This window comes from Methyloversatilis sp. NSM2 (assembly GCF_038066675.1).
Taxonomy (GTDB): Bacteria; Pseudomonadota; Gammaproteobacteria; order Burkholderiales; family Rhodocyclaceae; genus Methyloversatilis; species Methyloversatilis discipulorum_A.
In genome coordinates this window covers 1,470,846-1,495,670 of the sequence record NZ_JBBUKV010000001.1, presented here as the reverse complement: position 1 = coordinate 1,495,670, position 24,825 = coordinate 1,470,846, and the positions used below count along the sequence as shown (strand labels likewise).

General features: G+C 67.1%; 29 protein-coding genes. 5 read left to right on the top strand and 24 right to left on the bottom strand.

The genetic code is table 11. The annotated features are described in order from the left end of the window. Positions 1–36 precede the first annotated feature (36 nt). Positions 37–2,295, bottom strand: a complete 2,259-nt coding sequence (locus tag WJU27_RS06850) for a TonB-dependent receptor (protein WP_341421550.1) — start codon at positions 2,293–2,295, stop codon at positions 37–39. 285 nt (positions 2,296–2,580) lie between these two features. On the opposite strand from WJU27_RS06850, the gene WJU27_RS06845 reads away from it, so the two are divergent. Genes WJU27_RS06845 through WJU27_RS06835 form a run of 3 tightly spaced genes read left to right on the top strand, consistent with a single transcriptional unit; the run spans position 2,581 to position 4,933 of the window. Further along, positions 2,581–2,883: a FeoA family protein gene (locus WJU27_RS06845; protein ID WP_341421549.1), complete on the top strand. Its 303-nt coding sequence runs from the start codon at positions 2,581–2,583 to the stop codon at positions 2,881–2,883. After that, complete coding sequence (gene feoB / locus WJU27_RS06840; protein WP_304003501.1) at positions 2,880–4,751, top strand: ferrous iron transporter B; 1,872 nt, start codon at positions 2,880–2,882, stop codon at positions 4,749–4,751. The genes WJU27_RS06845 and feoB overlap by 4 nt, the downstream gene beginning before the upstream one ends. Beyond that, complete coding sequence (locus WJU27_RS06835) at positions 4,748–4,933, top strand: hypothetical protein (RefSeq protein WP_341421548.1); 186 nt, start codon at positions 4,748–4,750, stop codon at positions 4,931–4,933. The genes feoB and WJU27_RS06835 overlap by 4 nt, the downstream gene beginning before the upstream one ends. Here the strand turns inward: WJU27_RS06835 and WJU27_RS06830 are convergent. From WJU27_RS06830 to hemP, 19 genes are all read right to left on the bottom strand, one after another. Beyond that, positions 4,897–5,568, bottom strand: coding sequence for a flagellar brake protein (locus WJU27_RS06830; RefSeq protein WP_341421547.1), 672 nt, complete (start codon positions 5,566–5,568; stop codon positions 4,897–4,899). The two genes, WJU27_RS06835 and WJU27_RS06830, sit on opposite strands and share 37 nt — an antisense overlap. A gap of 117 nt (positions 5,569–5,685) precedes the next feature. Beyond that, complete coding sequence (locus WJU27_RS06825) at positions 5,686–6,471, bottom strand: heme ABC transporter ATP-binding protein (RefSeq protein WP_341421546.1); 786 nt, start codon at positions 6,469–6,471, stop codon at positions 5,686–5,688. A gap of 1 nt (position 6,472) precedes the next feature. Next, positions 6,473–7,522, bottom strand: a complete 1,050-nt coding sequence (locus tag WJU27_RS06820) for a FecCD family ABC transporter permease (RefSeq protein ID WP_341421545.1) — start codon at positions 7,520–7,522, stop codon at positions 6,473–6,475. Further along, a complete protein-coding gene (locus tag WJU27_RS06815) occupies positions 7,519–8,367 on the bottom strand; it encodes a heme/hemin ABC transporter substrate-binding protein (protein ID WP_341421544.1) in 849 nt (282 codons plus the stop codon). The genes WJU27_RS06820 and WJU27_RS06815 overlap by 4 nt, the downstream gene beginning before the upstream one ends. Continuing rightward, positions 8,364–9,425: a hemin-degrading factor gene (locus WJU27_RS06810; protein ID WP_341421543.1), complete on the bottom strand. Its 1,062-nt coding sequence runs from the start codon at positions 9,423–9,425 to the stop codon at positions 8,364–8,366. The genes WJU27_RS06815 and WJU27_RS06810 overlap by 4 nt, the downstream gene beginning before the upstream one ends. Before the next feature lie 15 nt (positions 9,426–9,440). Continuing rightward, complete coding sequence (locus WJU27_RS06805; protein WP_341421542.1) at positions 9,441–10,088, bottom strand: PEP-CTERM sorting domain-containing protein; 648 nt, start codon at positions 10,086–10,088, stop codon at positions 9,441–9,443. Between the two features lie 122 nt (positions 10,089–10,210). Beyond that, positions 10,211–10,402, bottom strand: coding sequence for a hypothetical protein (locus WJU27_RS06800; protein WP_341421541.1), 192 nt, complete (start codon positions 10,400–10,402; stop codon positions 10,211–10,213). A gap of 196 nt (positions 10,403–10,598) precedes the next feature. After that, positions 10,599–10,961, bottom strand: coding sequence for a DUF779 domain-containing protein (locus tag WJU27_RS06795; RefSeq protein ID WP_341421540.1), 363 nt, complete (start codon positions 10,959–10,961; stop codon positions 10,599–10,601). Positions 10,962–11,388: 427 nt separating this feature from the next. Further along, positions 11,389–13,704 (bottom strand): TonB-dependent receptor domain-containing protein, encoded by a 2,316-nt coding sequence (locus tag WJU27_RS06790; RefSeq protein WP_341421539.1) that lies wholly within the window; start codon positions 13,702–13,704, stop codon positions 11,389–11,391. Positions 13,705–13,782: 78 nt separating this feature from the next. Further along, positions 13,783–14,535: a PEP-CTERM sorting domain-containing protein gene (locus WJU27_RS06785; RefSeq protein ID WP_341421538.1), complete on the bottom strand. Its 753-nt coding sequence runs from the start codon at positions 14,533–14,535 to the stop codon at positions 13,783–13,785. Between the two features lie 200 nt (positions 14,536–14,735). Then, positions 14,736–15,350: a 30S ribosomal protein S4 gene (gene rpsD / locus WJU27_RS06780; protein WP_019918578.1), complete on the bottom strand. Its 615-nt coding sequence runs from the start codon at positions 15,348–15,350 to the stop codon at positions 14,736–14,738. Between the two features lie 21 nt (positions 15,351–15,371). After that, positions 15,372–15,617, bottom strand: a complete 246-nt coding sequence (locus tag WJU27_RS06775) for a hypothetical protein (RefSeq protein ID WP_019918577.1) — start codon at positions 15,615–15,617, stop codon at positions 15,372–15,374. 247 nt (positions 15,618–15,864) lie between these two features. Next, a complete protein-coding gene (locus tag WJU27_RS06770) occupies positions 15,865–16,284 on the bottom strand; it encodes an ExbD/TolR family protein (RefSeq protein WP_019918576.1) in 420 nt (139 codons plus the stop codon). Between the two features lie 14 nt (positions 16,285–16,298). Then, positions 16,299–17,069 carry a MotA/TolQ/ExbB proton channel family protein gene (locus WJU27_RS06765; protein ID WP_020164367.1) on the bottom strand — a complete coding sequence of 257 codons (771 nt, stop codon included), beginning with the start codon at positions 17,067–17,069 and terminating at the stop codon, positions 16,299–16,301. Positions 17,070–17,145: 76 nt separating this feature from the next. Next, on the bottom strand, positions 17,146–17,952 hold the full coding sequence (locus tag WJU27_RS06760; RefSeq protein ID WP_341421537.1) for an energy transducer TonB: 807 nt from the start codon (positions 17,950–17,952) through the stop codon (positions 17,146–17,148). A gap of 63 nt (positions 17,953–18,015) precedes the next feature. After that, entirely contained in the window at positions 18,016–18,210 is a 195-nt protein-coding gene (locus WJU27_RS06755; RefSeq protein ID WP_341421536.1) for a hypothetical protein, read from the bottom strand. 86 nt (positions 18,211–18,296) lie between these two features. Then, on the bottom strand, positions 18,297–18,776 hold the full coding sequence (bfr, locus tag WJU27_RS06750) for a bacterioferritin (RefSeq protein WP_019918572.1): 480 nt from the start codon (positions 18,774–18,776) through the stop codon (positions 18,297–18,299). A gap of 95 nt (positions 18,777–18,871) precedes the next feature. Continuing rightward, positions 18,872–19,087: a (2Fe-2S)-binding protein gene (locus WJU27_RS06745; RefSeq protein ID WP_304003487.1), complete on the bottom strand. Its 216-nt coding sequence runs from the start codon at positions 19,085–19,087 to the stop codon at positions 18,872–18,874. 4 nt (positions 19,088–19,091) lie between these two features. Next, on the bottom strand, positions 19,092–19,277 hold the full coding sequence (gene hemP / locus WJU27_RS06740; protein ID WP_157256670.1) for a hemin uptake protein HemP: 186 nt from the start codon (positions 19,275–19,277) through the stop codon (positions 19,092–19,094). A 130-nt stretch (positions 19,278–19,407) separates the two neighbouring features. Here hemP and dmeF point away from each other — a divergent pair, with 130 nt between their 5' ends. After that, positions 19,408–20,418, top strand: a complete 1,011-nt coding sequence (gene dmeF, locus WJU27_RS06735) for a CDF family Co(II)/Ni(II) efflux transporter DmeF (RefSeq protein WP_341421535.1) — start codon at positions 19,408–19,410, stop codon at positions 20,416–20,418. A 27-nt stretch (positions 20,419–20,445) separates the two neighbouring features. Then, on the top strand, positions 20,446–20,994 hold the full coding sequence (gene ppa / locus WJU27_RS06730) for an inorganic diphosphatase (protein ID WP_304003484.1): 549 nt from the start codon (positions 20,446–20,448) through the stop codon (positions 20,992–20,994). Between the two features lie 7 nt (positions 20,995–21,001). Here the strand turns inward: ppa and WJU27_RS06725 are convergent, their stop codons facing one another. From WJU27_RS06725 to xseA, 4 genes are all read right to left on the bottom strand, one after another. Then, positions 21,002–22,156 carry a GNAT family N-acetyltransferase gene (locus WJU27_RS06725; RefSeq protein WP_341421534.1) on the bottom strand — a complete coding sequence of 385 codons (1,155 nt, stop codon included), beginning with the start codon at positions 22,154–22,156 and terminating at the stop codon, positions 21,002–21,004. Positions 22,157–22,164: 8 nt separating this feature from the next. After that, positions 22,165–22,554: a 4a-hydroxytetrahydrobiopterin dehydratase gene (locus WJU27_RS06720; protein WP_341421533.1), complete on the bottom strand. Its 390-nt coding sequence runs from the start codon at positions 22,552–22,554 to the stop codon at positions 22,165–22,167. A 147-nt stretch (positions 22,555–22,701) separates the two neighbouring features. Next, the gene (locus WJU27_RS06715) at positions 22,702–23,289 is read right to left on the bottom strand and encodes a superoxide dismutase (protein WP_341421532.1); all 588 of its coding nucleotides are present in this window, start codon (positions 23,287–23,289) and stop codon (positions 22,702–22,704) included. A gap of 75 nt (positions 23,290–23,364) precedes the next feature. Continuing rightward, positions 23,365–24,723: an exodeoxyribonuclease VII large subunit gene (gene xseA / locus WJU27_RS06710; RefSeq protein WP_341421531.1), complete on the bottom strand. Its 1,359-nt coding sequence runs from the start codon at positions 24,721–24,723 to the stop codon at positions 23,365–23,367. Positions 24,724–24,825 lie beyond the last annotated feature (102 nt).

The following is a 24,825-nucleotide window of genomic DNA, read 5'->3' as shown; positions in this document are numbered from 1 at the left end:
CGGACCACCGACCCGGCTTTCATCGCGGCGGGGCGATCAGTACTTCACGGCCACCGTCAGCTGGAAGGCGCGCTCGGTGCCCGGCACGGCAAAGCCGCCGTTCTCGTACAGCGCCTCGTAATAGCGCTTGTTGAACACGTTCAGCACGTTCAGACGGACGTCGTAACGCGGCTGTTCGTAGGCCAGCATCAGATCCGCCCGAACATAGCTTGGCGCCATGGCGACGGCGACCGGCGTCGTGCCGCCGGTACTGTAGGCAAGACGGTTGCCCTTTGCCTCAATGCCGCCGCCGACGCGCCAGGCGGGGGTCAGGCGATAGGTGGTCCACAGATTGCCCGTGTAGCGCGGTGTATTCCGCGGACGCAGGCCGACGATATTCGGATTGTTGGCAGCGAATACCTCGTCGATCTGCGCACGCATCAGTGCGATGCCACCGAACACATCCCATTGCGGCGTGATGCGGCCAGCCGCCTCGATCTCGAAACCGTCGGTGTGACGTTCCTTCGACAGTACTGCAGTGTTGGCCTGCTCGAGATCGGTGTTGCGTTCGTTGAACTTGGTTGCTCGGTAAAGCGCAGTCCGCAGCGACAGTGCGCCATCGAACAGTTCCCACTTCGTGCCCAGTTCGACCGTGCGGCTGCGTTCAGCGTCGTACTTGATGTTGGCCGGCGACAGTTGATAAAGGTCGGCTGTCGGGTTGAAGGAGTCACTCCACGCGAGGTAGTAAGTCGACAGGTCGGTGGGCTGGTAAAGCAGGCCGCTGCGATAGCTCCACTCGTTGTACTTGAGATTGAAGGCCGTGGTGATGCCGGTTGCGGACGCGAGTGACGCGTAGTCGGCGTCCATGCGGTCATGGCGCAAGCCGAGCAGCAGCTTCCACTGAGGAATGAATTCGATCTGGTCCTGGGCGTAGATGCTGTAGGAGTCGCCCTCGTAACCGGCGGGGTTGAAGCGCGCGCGGTTACCGTAGGCCGCCGGCACAGCGACATCGGGGTCCGGGTTTCCGACCGTGGTGTTCGGAGCGGTCACATTGATGGAGGTATAGCTCCAGCGATCCGCTTTCTCGCGAAGAAGTTCGACGCCAAGAAGTGCTTCGTGCTTCATGCCGGCGAGATCGAATTTGGTCGTCAGGTCGCTCTGCAACGTGACGGTGTGCTCGCGGCCGCCCCGGGCCTGGCGGCCGCGGCAGACGATGGAGTTGTCGTCTATGGTGGTGGGCTGTGCGCGACCGGCGCCCGCACACGGATCGGGGTTCGCCAGGTTCACGCGCAGGTTCGGTGCGACGCCCCAGAGGTCGCGCTTGTAGTCGGCGAAGCGCGCAACGGTGCGCACTTCGGTGTCCTGTGAGAAGCGGTGCGTCCAGATACCGGTGGTGATGTTGGTGTCGTTCTGCTCGTAGTCCGATGACGTACCGTAGAAGGCGCCCGCCGAAACATCCAGCGGACGGCGGGCGACCTGGGTTCGGGTGATCGCGCCCGGGCGGGTAACGAAGGGCACGCCGTAGTCAGGCACATTGTTCGTCGTGTAGTAAAGGTGGCCGATCGAGAACTCATCGGCGGTGCCGATACCCCAGCGCAGGGTCGGCGCGATGCCCTCGCGCTCCGATTCGACGCCACGGCGCGAACTGCCCGCATCGGTCTTCATTGCGCTGATGCGCAGCGCCGCGTTCTCTCCGACCACCTTGTTCACGTCGGCGGTAACGCGGCCATAGTCGTAGCTGCCCACGGTGGCCGACACTTCAGTGCGGTCGACCAGGCCCGGCTGCTTGCTGACGCGGTTGATCACGCCACCCGCCTGGCCGCGGCCGAACAGCATGGCGGCGGAGCCGCGCAGCACGTCGATCTGTTCGACATGGAAGGTTTCGCGGTTGTACTGGGCGACGTCGCGGATGCCGTCCAGATAGAGGTCGCCGAAGGAATAGAAGCCGCGCAGCATGATGTTGTCGCCGATGCGACCGCCTTCACCGGAGTTGAAGGTGAGGCCGGCGACGTGGCGCAGCGCGTTCTTCATCGTGTCCGAGTTGCTGTCCAGCATCAGCTGCTCGGTCACCGTGGTGATCGCCTGCGGAATGTCCTTGGCCAGCTGCTTGGTCTTGGCCGACGTGACGATGCCGGTCTGGTAGCCGCGGTTCGGGGAGTTCGGGCGGTCGTATTCGTCGCGCACCTTCACTTCCGGCAGAACCGGGACATTGGTGTCGGTGGCGGGCTTCTGTTCTTCGGCGCCGGCGGTGGACGACAGGGCCATCAGCATGGCCGCGGCCAGCGTCAGCGGCTGCTGCGGGATCGAGCGTTTCATCAGTGCAAGTCCAGTAGGTTGATATCGGGGGCTGGACTGGCTTGCTGCGACGCAATGGGGCTGGCTGGTCCGCTGCCCGGCGCGTGCGAGGAACACGAACATGGGCAAGTGCGGCGCAGTGTAAATGAGAACGGTTATTGGAAACTGGATGTTGCGGCGTCGCAACAATCGATTCGTGCGCAATGGAAATTCCGCGCGGGTCGGCGGATTGCGCGGACTGTCTCTGTGTGGTCCGCTCGGGTAGAATGAAAACTGTTCTCAACATCTGAATCAGCGGATATTGCAATGCCGACGCCTTCCGACGTGGAATCCCAGACGCCCGGTCCGACTTCCGGCTTCGCGCTGAGCAGCGCCACCGTCGGCGCGCCGATGACTGTGGTCGAGGTGCGTGCCGACGCCCGGGCGCCGGAATGGGCCAGCCGGCTGCGCGAACTCGGGTTCATCAGTGGTGAATCGGTACGCGTGCTGCGTCGCGGTCAGCCGGGCGGCGAGCCGCTGGCGGTACGGGTCGGCGTGTCGACGTTTGCGCTGCGCCGCGCCGAAGCCGACTGCGTACTGGTGCGAGCGGCCGATGGAGCGGCAGCGTGACGCAGACGGTGGTCGATAGCAGCCGGCTCGGTCCGGCCTTGCTGGCGCTGGTGGGCAACCCGAATTGTGGCAAGACCGCGCTGTTCAACCTGCTCACCGGCAGCCGGCAGAAGGTGGCGAACTATGCCGGCGTGACCGTCGAGCGCAAGGAGGGCGTGCTGCGCACCCCGTCCGGCCGCCGGCTGGCGGTGCTCGATCTGCCCGGCACCTACAGCCTGACGCCGCATTCGCCGGACGAGCAGGTCACGTGTGATGTGCTCGCGGGACGTCTGTCCGGCGAGCGCCGTCCGGATCTGATCCTTGCGGTGGTCGATGCGACCCACCTGCCGCGTCAGCTCAGACTGGTGCTCGGTCTGATGCGCCAGGGGCTGCCGGTGGTGGTTGCGCTGAACATGACCGATCTGGCACGGGCGCGTGGCATCCACGTCGATGCCGAGGCGCTGTCGAAAGCGCTCGGCGTGCCGGTGGTCACCACGGTGGCGGTGAAATCGGGTGGCGCCGACGCGCTGCTCGAACTGCTCGAGGACGTGCGCCCGGGCGCCGCGCTGCCGGCGGCGGAAGCGGGCGACGTCGCCGACGACCACAGACGTGTGCGCGACATCCTGGCTTCGCTCGGGCTCGACACCGTGCAGGCGCACGCCTTCAGCGACCGCGCCGACCGCGTGCTGCTGCATCCGCTGGTCGGTCCGCTGCTGCTGTGCGCGCTGCTGTTCCTGATCTTCCAGGCGGTGTTCGCCTGGGCCGAGGCGCCGATGGGCTGGATCGAGGCGGCGACCGCCACGATCGGCGAAGCGGTCGGATCGATCCTGCCGGACGGCCTGCTGCGCAGTCTGCTGGTCGACGGCATCGTCGCCGGGCTGGGCGGCGTGCTGGTATTCCTGCCGCAGATCGTCATCCTGTTCTTCTTCATCCTGCTGCTCGAGGAATCGGGCTATCTGCCGCGTGCCGCCTTCCTGCTCGACCGGCTGATGGGCGGCGTAGGGTTGTCCGGCCGCTCCTTCATCCCGTTGTTGTCGAGCTTCGCCTGCGCGATACCCGGGATCATGGCCACGCGCACCATCCAGAATCCGCGCGACCGCTGGGTCACCATCATGATCGCGCCGCTGATGACCTGTTCGGCGCGGCTGCCGGTGTATGCGCTGCTGATCGGCGCCTTCATTCCGTCGCGCACCGTTGCCGGCGGGCTGGAACTGCAGGGGCTGGTGCTGTTCGCGCTCTACCTGGCGGGCATCGTGTCGGCCATCGCCATCGCCTGGCTGCTCAAGCGCTTTGGCGCGCGCGACCTGACGCAGACGCTGATGATGGAACTGCCGGACTATCACTGGCCGTCGGTGCGCAATATCGCGATCGGCCTGTGGCAGCGCGTGCTCATCTTCCTGCGCCGGGTCGGCGGCATCATCCTCGCGCTGACCGTGCTGCTGTGGTTCCTCGCCACCTTCCCGGCACCGCCGCCCGGCGCCACCGGCCCGGCGATCGAGTACAGCTTTGCCGGTACGCTGGGCCGCTTCCTGCTGCCGCTGTTCGAGCCGGTGGGCTTCAACTGGCAGATCGCGGTCGCGCTGGTGCCCGGCATGGCGGCGCGCGAAGTGGCGGTCAGCGCGCTGGGGACCGTGTATGCGCTGTCGGCCACCGCCGACGACACTGCGCAGGCGCTGGCACCGCTGATTTCGGCCAGCTGGGGGCTGCCCACTGCGTTGTCGCTGCTCGCCTGGTTCGTGTTCGCGCCGCAATGTCTGTCGACGCTGGCTACCGTGCGGCGTGAAACCGGTGGCTGGCGGGCGCCGCTGCTGATGGCGGGCTATCTGTTCGGGCTGGCCTGGCTGGCAGCCTTCCTGACCTTCCGCATCGCATCCGGAGTGAGTGGATGACCGTACTGACCGACTTCGTTGCGCTGTGTGCCGTGGCGCTGGCCGCGCTGGCGGCCAGTCGGGCACTGCGTCAGTGGTGGCGCGCCCTGCGTGCGCCGTCTGCCGGTTGCGGCGGATGTACCGGCTGCAGCGGGACGTCCGGGCTTCAGACGCGCCCGGACGGCGAATCGAGCAGGTGCTGATAGACGTAGCTGCGCAGCAGTATCCAGCTCTGGTTGTCCAGCTCTGCGAACTCGACGCCGCAGGCGACACCGCCGTCCGGCAGTGAATGGGCGTTGCGCACCGTGCCCTCGCACTGCACCTCGATGTCGACGAAGTGCAGCTTGAGCGGCAGCGTGAAGCTCAGCGTTTCCCCCACTTCGCCCGCGGCGGCGCTGCTGCGCAGTTCGGCCCCGGTCGCGCTCAGATTGGTGACGCGCACCGCGCGCGCGTCGGCGCCCTTGAGCTGCACCGCGATGTCTGTGCGCACGCGTTCGGCGCGGCGGATGCGACGGCTCGATACGGCGGACGGAAACTCCAGGTGCAGGTATTCGTAGGGGCTGACCGCGCGCCTGAGCACGCGGCTGTTGAAACTGAAGGCCTTGCGTCCGGAGAAGGTGCGCACCAGCACGGTATCGCCCTCGATCAGCGAGCCGCTCCAGTTTCTCTCGTCGGGCATGCTGACCAGCAGCGAACGGTCTTCGGTGTAGCCGACCAGCCTGACGACGCGCGCGCCGCCGGTGATCTTGGTCGGTGGATCCAGCTGCATGCGGTCGCCGACCTTGAGCCCCATGCCGAGGAAGGTCGAGGTGCTGGAGTCGATCGGATTGCTTGCCATCGGAGGATCTCTGCCGTTTCGGGTGCCGTTGATGCCACGCGCACTCGTGGTGGGCGGGCATCGGGGTCTACGGCGTGCGCGCGGTCTTCTAAACCCCTGTCCGCGCTTTTTTACCGATCATGCCGGCTCGGCAATCAGTATGGCCTGTCCGTCGTGCGCGTCATGCAGCAGCCGGCAGCGCAGGCCGAAGGCCTGTGCCAGTTCGGGTGAGGCCAGTACGGCGGCGGGCGCGGCATCGGCGCGGATGCGGCCGTCGGCCAGCAGCACCATGCGGTCGGCGTAGCGCGCGGCCAGATTCAGGTCATGCACGATGGCCAGCACCGCGCAGCCTCGACGCCGGGCGAATTCGCGTGCACAGGCCAGCGTGCGGTGTTGCCAGGCGATGTCGAGTGCCGCCACCGGCTCGTCGAGCAGCAGCGCGTGCGCGCCTTCGGGTGCCGTCCAGATCTGCGCCAGCGCGCGCGCCAGGTGCACGCGTGCCTGCTCGCCGCCGGACAGCGTGGCACAGATGCGTGCCGCCATGCCGTCGACGCCGGTCAGCGCCATCGCGGCGCGTGCGATCTGCCGGTCTTCGGCGCCCGGGCGTCCGTGGTGGTGAGGGAAGCGGCCGAGCTCGACCACCTGGACCGCGGTGTATTCGAGGTCGGTGCGCTGGTGCTGGGCATGCACGGCGCGCATTTGCGCCAGCGCAAGCGGTGCGATGTCCTGCAGCGCGGCGCCGGCGCACAGCACGCTGCCGTGTGGGACGTCGATATCGCCGGCCAGTGCGCGCAGCAGCGTGGTCTTGCCGGCGCCATTCGGGCCGACCAGCGCCAGCAGTTCGCCCGGCTTCAGCGTCAGCGTAACGTCGTCGAGCAGGAGGCGACGGCCAGCACGAACGGTCAGATTGCGGGCAGCGAGCATGTCAGGTGCTTTCGTGCGCGGCGCGACGGCGCAGCAGGGCGATGAAGAAGGGGGCGCCGAACAGTGCCGTCAGCACGCCGATCGGCAGTTCGGCCGGTGCCACCCAGGTACGGGCGGCGCTGTCGGCCAGCACGACCAGTGCGGCGCCGGTCAGCGCGCTGGCCGGCAGCAGGCGTGCATGTGCCGGACCGACCAACCGGCGTGCGAGGTGAGGTGCGATCAGCCCGATGAAGCCCAGCGTGCCGGTGAGCGCGGTGGTCGCGCCGACCGACAGCGCGATCAGCAGCACGCAACTGCGGTTCAGCCGCGCGGTGGCGACGCCGAGGTGGGCGGCCTGCGACTCGCCCAGCGCGAGCGCATCGAGTGGTCCGGCGCGGCGCAGCAGCGCGCCCAGTGCCAGCGCGACCGCCAGCATTGCCGCCACCACGCCGGGCCAGGTCGCGCCGGCGAGGCTGCCCAGCGTCCAGAAGGTGAACTGCCGCACCTGCGCGTCGCTGCCCATGAACATGAGCAGACCGATGCCGGACATCGCCAGCGCGTTGATGGCGATGCCCGACAGCAGCATCAACGTGACCGAACTGCGGCCATTGCGGCGCGAGGCCGCGTATACGACTGCGGTGGTCAGCGCGGCGCCGGCGAAGGCGGCCAGCGGCAGTGCCGAACTGGCGAGCCAGCCACCCGCGCTCATCGCCTGTTCGCCGAGCACCACGACACAGGCGGCCGCAAGTGCCGCGCCGCTGCTGACGCCGACCAGCCCCGGGTCGGCCAGCGGATTGCGCATCAGGCCCTGCATCGCGGCACCGGCGATACCCAGCCCGGCGCCGGCGATCACGCCGAGCAGCACGCGCGGCAGGCGCAGCGTGCGCACCACCAGTTCGGCTTCGCTGCCGGCGTCGGCACCGAACAGCGCGCCGAGCACGGCCGTCGGCGACAGGCTGACCGCGCCGCTGCCCAGTGCCAGTACGACGACGCAGAACAGCGCCAGCGCAAGCGCCGGCAGTGTCAGCGAGGCAGGCGCGCCCCCGGGCAGAGTGAGTGCGCGCGTGTTCACGGCGCGCGCATCCGGCGCGCCAGTTCGCTCACCGCCTGTGGCAGGCGCGGGCTGAAGCCCAGCATGCGCAGTGCGTCGAGGCTGACCAGCCGGCCCGCCCGCGCGGCCGGCAGCACCGCCAGTCCGGGGCGGGCGAGGAAGGCGCTGGCGCCACCGGCGGCGGCGATGGCCTCGTCAGTCGTCACGATCACGTCGGGCGCCGCGGCTAAGGCCGCTTCGAGCGTCAGCGGTCGGTAACCGCGGAAGCGTCCGGCCATCACGTTGACGGCGCCGGCGTAGCCCAGCATCGCATTGGCTGCCGTGTCGTCGCCAGCCACCATCGGACTGCTGCCGCCGTGGTCGAGGATGAACAGCGCGCGCGGCCGGCCGGGCAGGGCGCCCACCTCGCGCTGTGCCGTCTTCCAGTCGTGATCGAAGCGCTCAGCCAGCGTGCGGCCGGCGTCTTCCATCGCCAGCGCGGCGGCGACCATGCGGATCGCGTTGCCGACATGCGCCGCGCTGTGGTCCGGCGGCAGCTGGATCACCTGCACACCGGCGCCGCGCAACTGCGTCAGCGTGACCGGCGGGCCGGCGTCGGCGGTGGCGATCAGGTGGGTGGGCCGCATCGACAGCACGCCCTCCGCCGCCAGCGCACGCTGATAGCCCACCTTAGGCAGCGCCTGCGCGGATGCCGGCCAGGTGCTGGTGGTGTCGGTAGCGACGATGCGGTCGGCTGCGCCCAACGCGTGGACGATTTCGGTCACCGCGCCGCCGACCGTGACCAGCCGCTGCGCTGGCGCGGCAACTGCCGCACCAGCGGCGAACAGCAGCGCCCACAGCGCGCCGCGGATCGATCGGCGGCTCATGCCGCGAGGCTGTCGGCGGTGCCGAGCTGGGCCACCAGTGCACGCCAGTCCTCGCGCTCCGGCTTGCCCGGTTTGCGCTCGCCGAAGAACAGCGCAATGGTTTCGCCAGCGGCGTCGAGCAGTTCGACCGAGGTGACGACGCCGTCGGCGGTCGGCTTGCGCAAGATCCAGGTCTGGTCGACCAGGTCCTGCCGCAGGTGCAGGTTGAAGCCGGGGTCGAGCACGTTGAGCCAGGGCCCCATTACTTCGACCCGATGCACCGGCCCGGTGTGGATCTGGATCATGCCCGGGTTGCCGACGAAGCACATGACCGATACTCCATCGGCGGCCGCCACTTCGAGCAGCGAACGCGTCAGATCGTTGCCGATCCGGTTGGCGTGGCCCTCGGGCGCGATCTGCATGGCCTGGCGTCGCGACACCTTGTGCCGACGCAGCAGCGGGAAGAAGTCGTGCGTGTCCTGCATGCCCAGCCAGTCGCGGCGGAAGGCGACGGCGTCGATGGCGTCGAGCGGCGTTTCGTCGCCGGCGGGCGCGCTGCGCGGCGCGACCTTTTCGCCGGCGCTCTGGTCGGCGGCGGCGAACTCGGCGACCAGCCGGTCCCAGGCTGCGAGATCGGTGCCAGCGCGCGAGAACACCTTGTGCACGGCGTCGCCATGCGCGTCATAGAACTGCAGGCTGCGCGACTCGCCCTTCGGACCCTGTTCGGTCACTGCGTAGCCGTATGCCCAGCGACCGTAGAAGATGCGCAGGTCGATGGCGCTGCCCAGCGCCAGACCGACCTTGGCATCGCCCGACATCTGTTCGAAGCAGCCGGTCTTTTCATGGACAGCGGCTTCGTTGCGGGTCAGCGCCATCACCTCGCCCAGTTCGGGCATGCGGCGAAACAGCGTGTCGAAGGGCGCGGTCAGGCGCACGGCGTCGCGGCCGACGCCGCTGGCAATCGCTTCGCCCTCGCTGATGCCGAGGGCTGCGGCAGCGTCGCGATTGCGCAGGCGGCGCTCCGCCTTCAGCGCGTGGAAGGTGTGATACAGGCTCTCGGGATCGGTGTGCGGAGTCATCGCGGTCTCCCGGGATCAGGCGCGACGGCGCGACAGGGCGCCGAGCAGGCCCAAACCGGCGGCCAGTGACATCCAGGTCGCCGGCTCCGGCACCGGCTGGGCGAGTACGGCGAGCTGGTCGAGGCTGAGGTGCGCTTCCGAGCTGGTGAAGCTGAACTGCAGCGACAGCGGATCGGTGACCACCCAGGTCCAGTAGGCCTCTTCCTCGCTGCCACCGAAGCCGCCGAGCGCGGCGCTGTAGCTGACCACCTTGTTCGCGGCGATGCCATTGAGCGTGGCGACGGCGTCGGCCGCCGTGCCCTGGGTCGCGATGCGCAGCCACACGTTCCAGGTGCCGCTTTGCGCGACATCGAGATCGACCAGGAAGGAGGCCGCGCCGGCGGCGCTGTACAGGTTGCCGCTGCCGGTCAGGAAGCTGCCGGCGCCCGGGTTGAGCTGACTCACGCTGCCACTGCCGGCGATGTCGGGTGTGGCGTCGGTGCTGAAGCTGTCGAACACGTTCCACTCGGCATAGACGCTGCCGCTGGCCCACGGCGTGGCGGCGGAACTTCCGTTGCCGTCATGACCGGCAAGCGGGGTGTCCCAGCTGGCGCTGGTGGCGAAGGCGGCGGTGGAGGACAGTGCGCACAGGGCGCCAGCGGACAGCAGAAGGCGGAAAGACATGATGGACCTCGTTCTGAGCCATCCATCCCTTCCCCGCGAAGGCGATCGATCAGGCGGTTTCTGTGATTTGAAAACCTGCTCCGCGGCCCCGCGCCGCCGGAGTGTGCTGCGTCACGCCGGCCTCAGCCGGGCGCGAAATCGATGACGTACCGATACTGCTTGCCGCAGTCGATGATGACTTCCTTCTGGCCGCGCTTGAGCAAACGGACCTCGACGCTCAGCGAGCCGAAGCCGTCGTGCCGGATCAGGTCATCCAGCAGGGCGGACAGGCGCACCTTCAATGCTTCGGTCGGTTCGTTGCCAGTGGCGGACATGGGATGCGTGCGGTCTGGCCGCAGACGGTCGATTTCTTTAAATGATAATGATTCGCAGTATGGTGTCAAGCATCAGACGTGAGGACAGCGCTGCGCAGCTTCGCGGCGCTGGGGAGGGAGGGGGACGAGAGGAGCGGAAGGGCCTGAAGGCGGCCGCAGGTGGGAAAGGGGCGGCGTGACGCCGCCCCGGCGCAGATCAGTTGCCGACCTTGCGCAGAACGAAGCGGCTGGCCAGGCCGGTGGCGTCACCGCGCTCTTCCAGCACATCGAGCAACAGAGCGCCTGAGCCGAGCTGATCGAGCGCCGACGGTGCGATCCAGTATTCGCACCCGGCCACCTCGCCCAGCTTGATGTCATGGTCATCGACCGGCAGCGAGCCGACCGGACGGCAGCGCGGCTGAAGCACGTCGCCGGTCGCGTCGTGCAGGAACATCAGCGGCCCGTAGCGGGCCGACAGCCGGATGATGAGCATGACGGCATCGACACTGGCCGCCAGCGCGGGAAGTTCGGACGGGTCGGGCATGAGGCCGAGGCAGTAGGGGTCGGATGGATGTGGCATGGTGCGGTCATTCAATGGAGGTGGCGGCCTATCCGCTGCGGCGCGCCGGCACGCAGCGTCGCGTTCCGGGCGTGGCGTGCCGGTGCGCGGTCATCGACAGCTGTAGAACGGCCATGCTGGCAGACATCGGGCGTGACTCCTGTGCGGAAAGACAGGATGGACGCGGCGCCCTTCGCAGGGTTGTCGCGGAATCAGGCCGTCCCAGCAAAAGCCGAGCCATGTGCGGTGATTGGTGCTGAACCATGATTAGGAATGGTTTTTCCCGCAGCGAGCGCATTCAAACGCGGTGATGTGTCCAGTTACGGTGCATCACGGTGTTCATGCGTGCAACGCGTGTTTCATTTGCATGTCATTGATTGGGCGCGGAAAACCAGCACAGGAGCGCATTCTTGCAGTACTGCACCCTTCCCGACATATGAAATGTTGTTCAGAACCTCATCGTCACCGAAAGCTTCGCCGTCCGACCCGGCGCCTGTATGCCGACCGCACCGGCGAAGCCATCCTGCAGGCAGTAGGTTTCGTTGGTCAGGTTGTCGAGACTGAAGCGCAGTTGTGTGTCACGCGTCATCTGCCAGCTGGCGAACAGGTCGTACAGGCGCACGCCGTACTGGGTACCGATGGTGCCGACGCCGGGCACGACCAGCGTGCCGGGACGCGAACACACGGTGGCGACGGTGCCGGCAGCCGCCCGGCGGTCAGCGATGTCGCGTATCCGCGCGCCGGCTTCGACCCGCCCGTCGAACCCGCGTACGCCGGCACTGATGCTCAGCGTGTCGCCGGGCACGCCATAGAGCGCGTAGTCGGTGCCGGCCACCGCATTGGTGATGCGGCCGTCGATCTGTGACCACGACAGCGACGAGAAGGCGTGCAGTCCGTCGTAACTGATTTCGAGTTCGGTGCCCTTGCGCCGCTCCTTGCCCGGCTGGCCGACTTCGCCTCCGATATTGCTCAAGGACGTCAGCAAGTGACGGGTGTGGATGTCGTAGTAGGTGACCCGTGCCTGCCAGCGGCCGTCGCGCGGTGAGGCCGGCTGCGGCATCCAGGCCAGCGTCAGTTCGTGGTTCGACGATTCCTGCGGCCGGTAGAGCGCACCGCAGATTTCGTTGTCGGGGGCGAGGTCGAGTGCGGGATCGTAGGTCTGACCGTAGCCTGAGGGGTCGTACAGCGGTTCGGGGTAGAGCACGGGGTTGCCGGGCAAGGACCAGCCAGCGCTTTTCGCGCAGCGGCTGGCGAAACTGCCGCGGGCGAAGTACTCATCGACCAGCGGCGGGCGGAAAGCTTCGTGGTAACGCACGGTGGCCGACCAGTCGCTGTGCGGGATGCGCCAGGTGAGCGCCGCCGCCGGCGACAGCTTGACGAAGCGGATGTCCGGCGACTGTCCGGCGGCGATCATGTTGGTGCGCGTCTGACCCTCGGCGCTGACGTGGTAGCGGTCGAGCCGGGCACCCGGCGTGAAGGTGAAGGCGCCGAGCGTGAAGGCGTTCTCGACGATGATGGCGTCCGACACCTTGTCGCCTGGTGGTTGTGCCTCGTTGAAGCCGTTGGGATACACCTGCTGGTTGGTCAGCGCACGCGAGGTGACGCGCGAAATGTCGCGGCTGTTGCGTATGCCCTGGTAGCCAACGCTGAGCACGCCCTGCAGTTCGCCGATGGCGTAACGCGTGTCATTGAACACTTCGGCGGTCCAGATCGCATAGCGCCAGGCGTCGTCGCAGCGGTCGATGCGGAAAGCCGCCGGAAAGGCGGTCGATGGCGATACGCAGATGCGGCTCTGGCCGATGCGATGCACGTCGTCCAGGTCGGTCGTTTCGTAGGCGAGGGTGCCGCGCAGTGCGATCCACGAATCGGCCGGCGTGTAGTTCACGCGCAGATTGGTGGTGGTGTCCTCGATGCTGCGTTCGACCACGCCGAACTGGCCCGCGCTGCCGGCAGTCGCGTCATAGGGTGCGCGCTCGGGGCCGCCGGTGTAGTGGGTCTGACTCAATTCCAGCGTCAGGGCGTCGCTGGCATAGAAGGTGGCCTTGGCGAAACGGCTTTCGGAGTGGACCGCGGTCAGGTCGAGCCGGCTGCGGTCGGGAAGGCGGATGTCGTCGGAGTCGCGCCGGGCGATCGAGACGACCAGATCGAGATAGCCGTTCGGCCGACCATATACCGTCACCATGCGCAGCCGCTCGTTGCTGTTCGCGTTGTAGCCGTACTTGATCTGGCCGCCGAAGCGCTCTCCTGGCCGCAGGTAGTCGGCGGCGGATTTGGTGGTGGCCGAGATGGTGCCGCCGAGCGCACCGGAGCCGGATTTCAGCGACGGCCCGCGCTCGATCTCGATGGCCTTCAGCAGTTCGGGTTCGATGAATACGCCGCTGCCGAAGCGGTACTTCTCGAAGCCTTTCACCGCGCCGTCGATCTTGAACAGCACGTCCTCGTTGTCGGAGAAGCCGCGCAGATTGAATTTCATGCCGCTGGCGCGCGGACCGCCGTCAACGGCGACACCCGGTACGTCCTTCAGCAGGTCGAATATCGTGCCGGCCTGGCGGCGTTCGATCGCTTCCGGGCCTATCGTCGTGACCGGCCGGTCGGGGCTCAGTTCGACGGCGGGCGGACGGATGTCCTCGCGTGAGTCGCGCACCTCGATTTCCGGCAGCGTAACGACGTCCTCCTCGGACAGCGCATCGTCCTGCGCCGTGCACGCGAGCGGCCACATCAGCGCCAGCAGCAGCTGCGGACGCAGGGGAATTCGGTGTTTCAAGATGTCGTGACAGTCTGGATGGGCGAACGCAAGCGGGCGGCACCCCCGAGGGCACCGCCCGCATGCGGCGAAACGGACTCAGTGCTGACGCGTACGCCGGCGGGCGACCAGCGTGATCACGGCCATGCCGCCGAGCAGCAATGCGGCGGTCTGCGGTTCCGGCACCGGTGCGGCCACCAGCTGGTCGACCTGGAAGGCGAGCGACTGCGCGTGGTTGTCGGTGGCGAAGGTGATGCGGAAGCTGTCTACCGGCACCGTGACGCCGAGGCTGGCCAGGTTCCAGGTGAAGGTGAGGTGGTTCGGATTGTTCGGGTCGGAGGCGACGAATTCACCGGTGAAGAAGTCGGTGTAGCCCAGGTTCTCGCTCGCCTGCGAGCTGGAGAGCAGGAACTGCTCGCCGCCGTTGAAGCTGAGGCGCGGCAGGTTGTTCGCCGCCAGCACGCCGTAGATGCCGTTGCTGCCAGTGCTCACGTTGATATAGGTCTGGAACACGATGCTGGTCAGGCCGTCGACCGCATCGCTGACCACCATTTCGAAGGTCGAGCCGTTGCCGGCGAACTGGTACAGGCCGGAGGAGGCCGGATAGGCACCGCCGGAGGTGCGCCGGAGGATGGCGCCGCCTTCTGTCTCGCTGTTCGACGCGATGCCGGCGGCCAGCTGCGTGGCGGTGATGCGGGCTGCGGTCAGGTTATTGAAGCCGTCGGTAGCGACCGAATCCTCGATGTCGTCGAAGGCGCTGTGGGTCGTGCTGGCGTAGGCGGAACCGGCGAGTGCGAAGCAGGCGGCCGCGAGGAGCGGCGTCGCGAACGGACGCAGGCGGTGATGGATCATGGGTGACCTCTCTCGATGAACGGACGATGGGGTGCGCGGCCTGAAAACAGGCCTCGCGTACAGGACGCCACATCGCGAGAGGGGCGCCGGGGGATATGCGGGCAGGTCATGAATGCTCCGTGCGTTGCATGACTGGCTGGCCGCGACCGCCGGCTGGCTGGCAGTTGTGCCGGCCCGAAGGCCGGCAGGGAATCCGCGCGTCAGACGCGCAGGGCGTAGAACTCGACCACCTTCTGTGCTTCGAACGCGAAAGGCGTGGCGTCACCCGGAGGCAGGTGGGCCAGACGCAGGCTCAGCGCCGATTCGTCGAAGGCGATCCATTCGGCACGTTCCAGCGCCGGCGTCTGCAGCGCATCGACCACGCTCTGCACCTTGCGACCCTTGTCGGTCAGCGTGATGGTGTCGCCGACGCGCACACGGATCGACGGGATGTTCACGCGCCGGCCGTTGAGCAGCACGTGACGGTGGCGGACCAGCTGGCGCGCCGCCGGAATGGTTGGCGCCAGACCGCCGCGGAACACGATGTTGTCGAGCCGGCGTTCCAGCAGTTCGACCAACTTCTCGCCGGTCGGCAGCTTGGAGCGCTCGGCTTCCTTGAATACGGCGCGCAACTGGGTTTCGGTCAGGCCATAGTTGTAGCGCAGCTTCTGCTTTTCCATCAGCTGGGCGCCGAATTCCGACTTGCGGCGGTTCGGGCGGTTGCCGTGCTGGCCCGGAGGCGCAGTGCGGTTCTCGGCCGTCTTGCGGGTGAGGCCGGGGAGGTCGGTGCCGAGTGCGCGCAGCACGCGCAGGCGGGGGCCGGTGTAGCGGGACATGGATGCTCCGGGGCAGGGGTTTCAGTGCGCGGCACGCACGGCCAGATCACCGACCGTGTGCAGCGTCCAGCGGTTGATCAGGGCGCCGCAGACCTCGCGCATCAGCGGGTCGGCACGTTCGTCGTCGGCCACCACTTCGAGATGGCGGATCACCATCTGCGCCACTTCCGGGCAGGGCCGTTCGGCGAAGCGGGTCATCACGAACAGCGTGGCGGCGGCGAGCGTGCTCGGGCTGGCTTCGCCGGCGTGCTGGTGTTCCGGGGTCATGTTGCATCCTCCGTCTGGGCGGCGCCTGGGCTGCTTGGCGCGGGTGCCGCGGGTGCTGTCGGGGAAGCTGGCGGTGTCTGCGGGGACCTGCTGTGCAGACGGTGGCTGGCGCGCGTTCTCTTTTTGGATGAGAACGATTCGCATTACATCATCGGCGCGGAAGGCTGTCAAGCATCGTCCACGGACAGATGCAAAGAAAAACGGCCACCCCGCAGGGTGGCCGTTTCGTCGTGCGGACGCCGCCGATCTACTTCGCCGCCGACGGATCGGTGACGAAACCGATGCGGGTGAGGCCGAGGCGGGCGGCCTCGCTCATCACGTGCGCCACCGAACGGTAGGGCACGTTCTGGTCGGCGCGCAGCTGGATCTCGGCGTTCTTGTCCTTCGCTGCTGCCTCCTGCAGCTTGGCTTTCAGCGTATCGGTGTCGATCTTCTCGCCGGCCCAGTACAGCTGTTCGTCGGGGCCGATGGCGATCTGGATGTTTTCCGGCGGCAGCGTGTTGGCGCTGGTCGATTCCTTGGGCAGGTCGACCTTGACCGCATGCGTCAGCAGCGGGGCCGTCACCATGAAGATGATGAGCAGCACCAGCATGACGTCGATCAGCGGAATCATGTTGATTTCCGCCATCGGCCCGTCGTCGTCCTGCTCGAAACTTGCAAATGCCATGTCCGGGCTCCCGATCAGTGCGCGTTGCGCGCGGCTTCGCGGCCGCGTTCGACCAGCGACAGCACGCGGTCACCGGTGGCCTTCGGGTCGTTCGACCCGCTGTCCTTGACGCCGGTCGACAGCATCACGAACACGTCGTGCGCGAAGCTGTTCAGCTCGGCCATCACGTTGCGCGTCGAACGGGCAAAGAAGTTGAACGCAAGTGCTGCCGGGATGGCGGTTGCCAGACCGATGGCGGTCATGATCAGCGCCTCGCCGACCGGGCCCGCCACCTTGTCCAGCGTGCCCTGACCCGACATGCCGATGGCCAGCAGTGCGTGGTAGATGCCCCAGACGGTGCCGAGCAGACCGATGAACGGCGCGCTGGAGGCAACCGAGGCGAGGAAGGTCTGGCCGTATTCCATGCGGCTGCGATCGCGTTCGATCGAGCGTTTCAGCGCGCGGGTCAGGAACTCGTCGGCGCTGCCGGTGGCGATCAGGCCGCGCGTGCCGGCGTTGCCGCTGCGCAGGGTTTCGACCGCGCTGAAACCCTCGTGCACCAGGTGCGAGAACGGGTCGGTCACGCCATGCGAACGCATGTCGCGCGCCACGTCTTCCAGCGACGAGGCGTTCCAGAAGCGGTCGAGGAAGGTGCCGCTGGCGCGGCGCTGGCGGAAGGCCACGATGCCCTTGAGCACGATGAGGAACCAGGTACCGATGGAGGCCAGCACCATCAGCACGAGGATGGTGGTTGCGACACCGTCTGCATTCGACAGAAAGTGCGCAAAGCCGAGGGACTCATTCATTCAAATTTCTCCTGATGGAAGCCTGATGCAAAAGTTGGCCGCCGCGCAGTGTACGCCTGACGCGGACGGGAACAAATCACGAGTTGAGACCGAAGTCGATCGGTACAAATGCCTGGCCGCCGCTGATCGCCTCGTCACCACGGCGAGCCGGAACGAATTTCCATTTGCGCACGGCTTCGAGTGCGGCGTCATCCAGCCGCGAAAACCCACTGGACTTGGAGATTTCGACACTGGTCGGCAAACCATTCGCATCGACCGTCACGCGCAGCATCACACGGCCGGCTTCACCGAGGCGCTTGGACATCGCCGGATAGGCCGGGCGCGGGTTCTGCAGATAGGCAACGTTGAACTTCGGCGGCGTGACCGGCGGCGGCGCGACTACCGGAGCCGCTGTGACCGGCGCCGGTGACGGCTCGCTGACCGGCGGCGCGTCGATCGCGACCGGTTCCGGCGGTGCTGGCGGTTGCGGTGCAACGGTGGCGGTGGTCGGTGCGTCGGCGGCGGCCGCTATCTGTGGCAGCGGCTGTTCCTTGCGTACCGGTTTGACCGGTTTCACTACCGGCTTCGGTTGTTCAGGCTCGACCCGCTTCACCTCCTGCGGAGGTTCCGGTGGTGCCATCGGCAGCGGTTCCGGCGCGATCAGCGTGGCCTGCATGATCATCGGCGGCGCCTCCAGCGCCGTCGGGTTGTGCACGATCCACAGCAGGGCGGCGGCGTGCAGCAGCACCGCGCCGGCGAGCGACATGCCACGCAGCGGAAGACCCGCCGACGGCGTGCCTGAGACCGTCTCGCGGCGCAGTACGCGGCTGGCGGGGCGCGCCAGACCGGCACTCTGGGACTGCACGAAGGAAGCTTCGGATGGAACGAATGCGGCGCTGTTCATCGGGCCGCTCCGACGGAGAGTTGGGGCGTGAAGTCGTGCATCGATCGTCGGCGTTCTGTGAGTTCAGGAATGCGGTGTGCCCGCCTGCGCGGGCGCAGGCGGGGCGGATGCTGCGGGGGCGGCCGTGAGCTGGTCGAACAGACGGGTCGCCGGGAAGGCGGTCAGCAGCCACAGCGCGGCGACACTGAGCAGTGCCGACAGTGCGCTGCGCAGCAGTGGTGTGCGCGGCGTTGTGGGTTCGGCGTGGCGGCTGTTCATGGCGGTTGTACGGACTGCGCCGGGGCGGAACCGACCCGTCGCGGACGGGCCGGCATGGCAGTTCCGTCGGGAAACCGCCGCGTGCGTCAGCTGCCGAGTTCTCCCATTGCGGACTGCGTGTAGTTCTGCAGCCCCATCTTGTCTATCAGGTCCAGCTGGGTTTCCAGCCAGTCGATGTGTTCCTCGGTGTCGGCGAGGATCTTGCGGAACAGGTCGCGCGAAACGTAATCGCCCGCGCTCTCGCTACAGGAGATCGCGTCCTTCAGCGTCGCGTGCGACTGCTGTTCGATCTTCAGATCGGCGCCGAGCATTTCCGGCACGTTCTCGCCGATCAGCAACTTGTGCAGGTCCTGCAGATTGGGCAGGCCTTCCAGCAGCAGGATGCGTTCGATCAGCATGTCCGCATGCTTCATTTCCTCGATCGACTCGTGATACTCGTGGTCGCCGAGCTTGGTCAGGCCCCAGTTCCGGTACATGCGCGCATGCAGGAAGTACTGGTTGATTGCGGTCAGTTCATTGACCAGCTGCTTGTTCAGGTACTGCAGAACCTTCTTGTCGCCTTTCATGAGACTTCTCCTGGTCAGGCGGTGCCACAACGGTGACGCCTGACCGAATTCTAGGCCGTCGCAAGGCGAGTGCGGCGACCTGTTTATGCGAGGTATCAGGCCGCGGCGGCTTCTGCGTGCGCCCGGTGAAGGCGGATCGGCTGCAGTTCGGCGCGGGCGGCGTCAATCACTTCCTTGGCGGCACGCACGCAACGGCCGCAGTCGCGGCAGCAGCCGAGCTGGCCGGCGACGTCGCGCACGGTGCGGCATCCGGTATGCACTGCGGCCTTGATGTCCCGGTCGGTCACCGGTTCGCACAAGCAGATGTACATGGCTCTATTTGGTCAGGATGAGTTTTCCGTTGCGCGTCAGCCGCAGCGAGTACAGCTCGCCGCCGTGGTTGATCGCGACCTGTTTGCGCCCGCCCAGCAACTGGCTCGAATCGAGCGCAGGCGGCGTCGGAGCCGCGGCGCTCTGCGGTGCCGGTTGCGGTGCCTGCGACGGAGGAGCTGATTGAGTCATTCGCCAATGGGCATAGAAATGAGAATGGTTCGTATTAGTACAGAAGCGAGGGGCGGTGTCAAGCGCGGCATGCGCGCTTTCTGCACGTCGAAGTGCAACGATCGGTGACACCCGCACCTACAATCGCGGAATGGACAGAAACGCCCCTGATCACATGCCGGCCGACGCGCCGTTTTGCCCGGTTCATAGCCACGACTTCATCCCGCACCCGGAACTGGCCGAACGGGCGGTCGGCCGTGTGCTGTGGCTCAGTGCGCTGGCCATGGTTGCCGAGATCGTCACCGGCTATCTGTCGGGCTCGATGGCTCTGCTGGCCGACGGCTGGCATATGGGAACCCATGTGGCCGCGATGGCGATCAGTGCATTCGCCTACACCTATATGCGCGCTCACCGCGGCAGCGCCCTGTACAGCTTCGGCCCGGGCAAGGTGTCCTACCTCGCCGGCTACTCGTCCAGCCTGCTGCTGGCCGGTGCGGCGCTGTTCATGATCGTCGAGTCGGCTGCGCGACTGCGCGCGCCGCACGCGATCCACTACGACGAAGCGCTGCTGGTGGCGCTGGTCGGTCTCGCGGTCAACCTGATCAGCGCCTGGCTGCTGCACGACAAGGGCGGGCATGCGCACCACGGCCATGCCCACGGTCACGACCACCACGATGATCACGACGATCACGCCCATCATCACGGCGAGCACGACGACCACAATCTGCGCGCCGCCTACCTGCACGTGCTGGCCGATGCGCTCACCTCCATCGCGGCGATCGCCGCGCTGGTGGCCGGCAAGTGGGCCGGCCTGGACTGGCTCGATCCGCTGGTTGCAGCGCTGGGTGGACTGCTCATCCTGCGCTGGGCCTGGCATCTGGCGCGGGACAGCGCCACCGTGCTGCTGGACCGCCAGGTCGAGGGCAGCGTGTTCGACGCCGTACTCGCTCATATCGATGACTGGGGCGGCCGGCCGCTGGACGTTCACCTGTGGCTGCTGGCGCCCGGGCGCCATGCGCTGGCGCTGACCGTGGCCGCCTCGCCGCTGCTCGACCCCGAGGCGCTGCGCGCTCGTCTTGCCGGCGAGAAGACGCTGGCGCACGTGACGCTTGACCTCAGGGTGATCGACGACGCTTCTGGTGCGGCGCAACAATCGCTATAATCGCGGGCTTTTCACAAGGAGCGAGACATGGGTCTGGAACGAGTTCCGTCGGGCAAGGATCTGCCCAACGATTTCAACGTTGTGATCGAAATCCCGATGCATTCGGACCCGGTCAAGTACGAAGTGGACAAGGAGTCGGGCGCCGTCTTCGTCGATCGCTTCATGTCGACCGCCATGCACTATCCGTGCAACTACGGCTACATCCCGCACACCATCGCCGGCGACGGCGACCCGGTCGATGTGCTGGTGATGTCGCAGTTCGCGCTGCCGCCGGGCGTGGTCGTGCGTTGCCGTCCGATCGGCATGCTGAAGATGGTCGACGAGGCCGGTGAGGATGCGAAGCTGCTGGCCGTGCCGGTGGACAAGCTGACCCCGATGTACCGCTCTGTGCAGAGCCCGCGCGACCTGCCGCAGATTCTGCTGGACCAGATCTCGCACTTCTTCGAGCACTACAAGGATCTCGAGCCGGGCAAGTTCGTCAAGGTGCAGGGCTGGGCCGACATCGAGGAAGCCAAGAAGGAAATCATGGCCGGCGTCGACCGCTACCAGCAGGCCGAAGAGAAGCCGAACTACTGAGTTCGAACTACGGCGAGTCCGTCGCCCCGCCGCGCGTGCGGTAGGGCGTGCGCTCCTCCAGTTCGTTGATGTGCAGTGCGATGCCGGCGCGCTCCCGTTCGAGGTAGCGCGCCACCGCATCGGAAAAGTCCTCGTCGCGCAGCCAGTGCGCCGACCAGGTGCGTACCGGCGTGAAGCCGCGCGCCATCTTGTGCTCGCCCTGGGCTCCCCCCTCGAAAGCCTGCAGGCCGCGTTCGATCGCGTATTCGATGCCCTGGTGGTAGCAGGCTTCGAAATGCAGGCACGGTACGTATTCCATTTCCCCCCAGTAGCGTCCGTACAGCCGCTGGTCGTCGCGCAGGTTCAGCGCGCAGGCAATGTCCTGTCCGTCACGCGAAGCGATCACCAGCATCAGTGATTGCGGCGTGCGTTCGCGCAGCAGTTCGAAGAAGCGGGCATTCAGATAGGGGCGCTGGCCGCGCACGCGGTAGGTGTTGCGATAGCAGGCGACGAACAGGGCCAGTTCCGCGTCGCTGATGTCGGCGCCGTCGATACGCCGCAGCGTGACGCCGGCGTCGCGCACGCGTCGACGCTCCTGGCGGATCTTCTTGCGCTTGTCGGCACTCAGCGTGGAGAGGAATGCCTCGTGATTGCGGTAATTCGCGTTGTGCCAGTGGAACTGCACCGATTCGCGCAGCAGCAGCGCCGACGTATCGATCACCGCCAGCGCGGCGGAATCCGGAAACAGCAGGTGGGCGGACGACACGCCGAGCGCACGTGCGTGTGCGAGCCAGGCGTCGAGCAGCACGGCGCGCGCGGCGTCGTCCTGCGCCAGCAGCCGCGGTCCGGGAACCGGCGTGAAGGGCACGGCGCACAGCAGCTTGGGGTAGTACTCGCGTCCGCTGCGCTCCAGCGCCTCGGCCCAGGCCCAGTCGAACACGTATTCGCCGTAGCTGTGCGACTTCAGGTAGCCGGGCAGGGCGGCGACCAGGCGTTCGCCGTCGTACAGCGCGAGGTGATCCGGCTGCCAGCCGGTATCGGGCGACACGCAGCCGGACGTCTCGAAAGCGTCGAGCAGTGCGTGCGAAAGCGAGGCGTGACCGCCGGTGAGCGCGTCCCACTGCGCCGCGTCGATGGCCGCCATCGACGCGTGCCGCTCGACGCGCAGACTGTCGCGCTTCATGCCGGCGATCAGTCGTACTTGATGTACTTGAAGCGCGGATCGTCCGGGGTGCCGGCCAGCGCGCTGCCTTCTTCCGCGCCCGGTTGCCACATGATCACGTCCTCGATCTTCTTCGCCAGCTGGAAGTCGCGCTCGGTCACGCCCTTGGCTTCGTGGTTCATCAGCTTGACGATCACGAAGGCGTAGGACACGGCGAGGTCCGGGTGATGGAAGGCCGCCTCGGCCAGGTGACCGACGGTGTTCACCACCATCAGCGTGCCCTTCCAGCCGCTGGTCTTGTACTTGCGACGGATCCAGCCGTCCTCGTAGTACCACTTCGGCAGTTCTGCCTTCAGGCGGGCATCGATTTCCTCCGGCGTGAAGGCTTCATTCGGGCCTGACTTTCTCCACTGCGACATATCTGTCTCCTTGAGTAACGCCACTCCGACCACTGCAAGTTGTATGCGTTGCGCAGACCGGAATGAAAAACGCGCTGCATGCACCAGACGAGCCGGGCCGTGCAGCGCGCGCGGGATTCGGCCGGACCCGAGAGCCCGGCCGGTCGCTCAGGACGCGAAGTTCGCGGCGGCGAAGTCCCAGTTCGCCAGGCTGGCGAGGAAGGTGTCGACGAAGTCCGGGCGACGGTTGCGGTAGTCGATGTAGTAGGCGTGTTCCCAGACGTCGATGGTCAGAAGCGGCTTGGCGTCGGAGGTCAGCGGGGTGCCGGCGCCGCTGGTGTTGACGATGTCCAGCGTACCGTCGGTCTTCTTCACCAGCCAGGTCCAGCCGGAACCGAAGTTACCGACGGCCGAGGTCTTGAAGGCCTTCTTGAACTCTTCGAAGCTGCCCCATTTGGCGTCGATGGCAGCCGCCAGTGCGCCACTCGGTGCGCCGCCGCCGGCGGGCTTCATGCTGTTCCAGAAGAAGGTGTGGTTCCACACCTGGGCCGAGTTGTTGAATACGCCGCCGGCCGGGGCCTTCTTGACGATGGCTTCGAGGTCGAGGTTCTCGAACTCGGTGCCCTTGATGAGGTTGTTCAGGTTGGTGGCGTAGGCCTGATGGTGCTTGCCGTAGTGAAACTCCAGCGTTTCACGCGAAATGTGCGGTGCCAGTGCGTCGAGCGCGTAGGGCAGCGGAGGCAGGGTGTGTTCCATGTTTTTTCTCCCAGTCGGTCGGTTCAAAGCCAAGTCCATGAGTGTATGGCCGGCCATCGGTCAGCACAAGGCGAGTCAGTCGGCGGCGTCGGAATCCGGGTATGAATGGCTGACTTCGACGTCCGCGTGGCCGCGAGCGAAGTCTATGCGCAGTGGCTGCCTGTGCATCAGCGCGGCGGCGTCGCGCACGATGCGGCCCTCGGTGTCGCGCACGATGGAAAAACCGCGCGCCAGCACTGCGGTCGGGTCGAGCTGAGCCAGTTGCGTCGCGCCGAGGTGCGCGCGCTGGCGGGCGTGATCCAGGCGGGCGTGCATGGCGTGGCGCAGTTGCTCTGCCAGCCGCGACAGGGTTGCCTGCCGCATCGCCTGCGCCGGACGTGCGAGCCGCAGGCGCATCGCCAGTGCCTCGGCCCGCCGCTGCGCCTGGGTCAGCTGTGTCGCGTGGGCGCGACGCAACCTGTCGTGGAGGCCACGCAGCCTGTCGTGTGCGATGTCCATCTGCCTTGCAGGCGGCCGCAGTCGGCCGGCGAGGTCGTCGAGCTTCTGCCCGTGCGCGTCGAGCCGGCTGCGCAGCGCCCGGGCAAGGCGGGCACTCAGCGTGCGCAGACGGACCGCCGCCTCGACGTGGCCGGCGCTGACCAGTTCGGCGGCTGCAGTCGGCGTCGCTGCGCGCACGTCGGCGACGAAGTCGGCAATCGAGAAGTCGGTCTCGTGGCCGACGCCGCTGACCACCGGTACCGGACAGGCGGCGATGGCGCGCGCCACACGCTCGTCGTTGAAGGCGGCCAGATCTTCGGCGGAGCCGCCGCCGCGCACCAGCAGCACGACCTCCGCTTCGACCGCGCGTGCCTGTGCGATCGCGGTGGCGATCTGCCGCGGTGCGTCGACGCCCTGCACCAGACAGGGCAGCAATACGATTTCGAGATGCGGAGCACGCCGTGCCAGCGCCGCCAGCACGTCGCGCAGTGCCGCCGCCCCTGGTGAGGTGACGATGGCCAGCCGGGCGGGCAGGGCAGGCAGCGGCCGCTTGCGCGCCGCGTCGAACAGGCCTTCGGCCGCGAGCTGCGCCTTCAGCCGAAGGAAAGCTTCGTACAGATCGCCGACACCGGCGCGACGCATCGCATCGACGGTCAGCTGGAAGTCGCCGCGCGCCTCGTACAGGGAGACCTGGGCGCGCACCTCGACCCGCAGTCCGGCCTTCGGTTCGAAAGGCAGCAGCTGACTGCGGCTGCGGAACATGACGCAACGCACCTGCGCCGCCTCGTCCTTCAGCGAGAAGTAAAGATGGCCTGACGCGGCCCGTGTCACACCGGATAGCTCGCCGCTGACCCAGAGCACCGGAAACTGGCGTTCCAGCGCGAGACGCGCACGTCGCGCGAGCTCCGACACGGCGATGGCGGCAGAGCCGTTGCTGTCTTCATTGACTGTATTCATGAATCGATTTTCGCGACGGTCGGCGACACCGACGCGGCTGTCATGGAAGCTTAATTTTTGATCGGCGTAAGGAAAACGCTTACCGCGAGGCGAGTTAGCAAA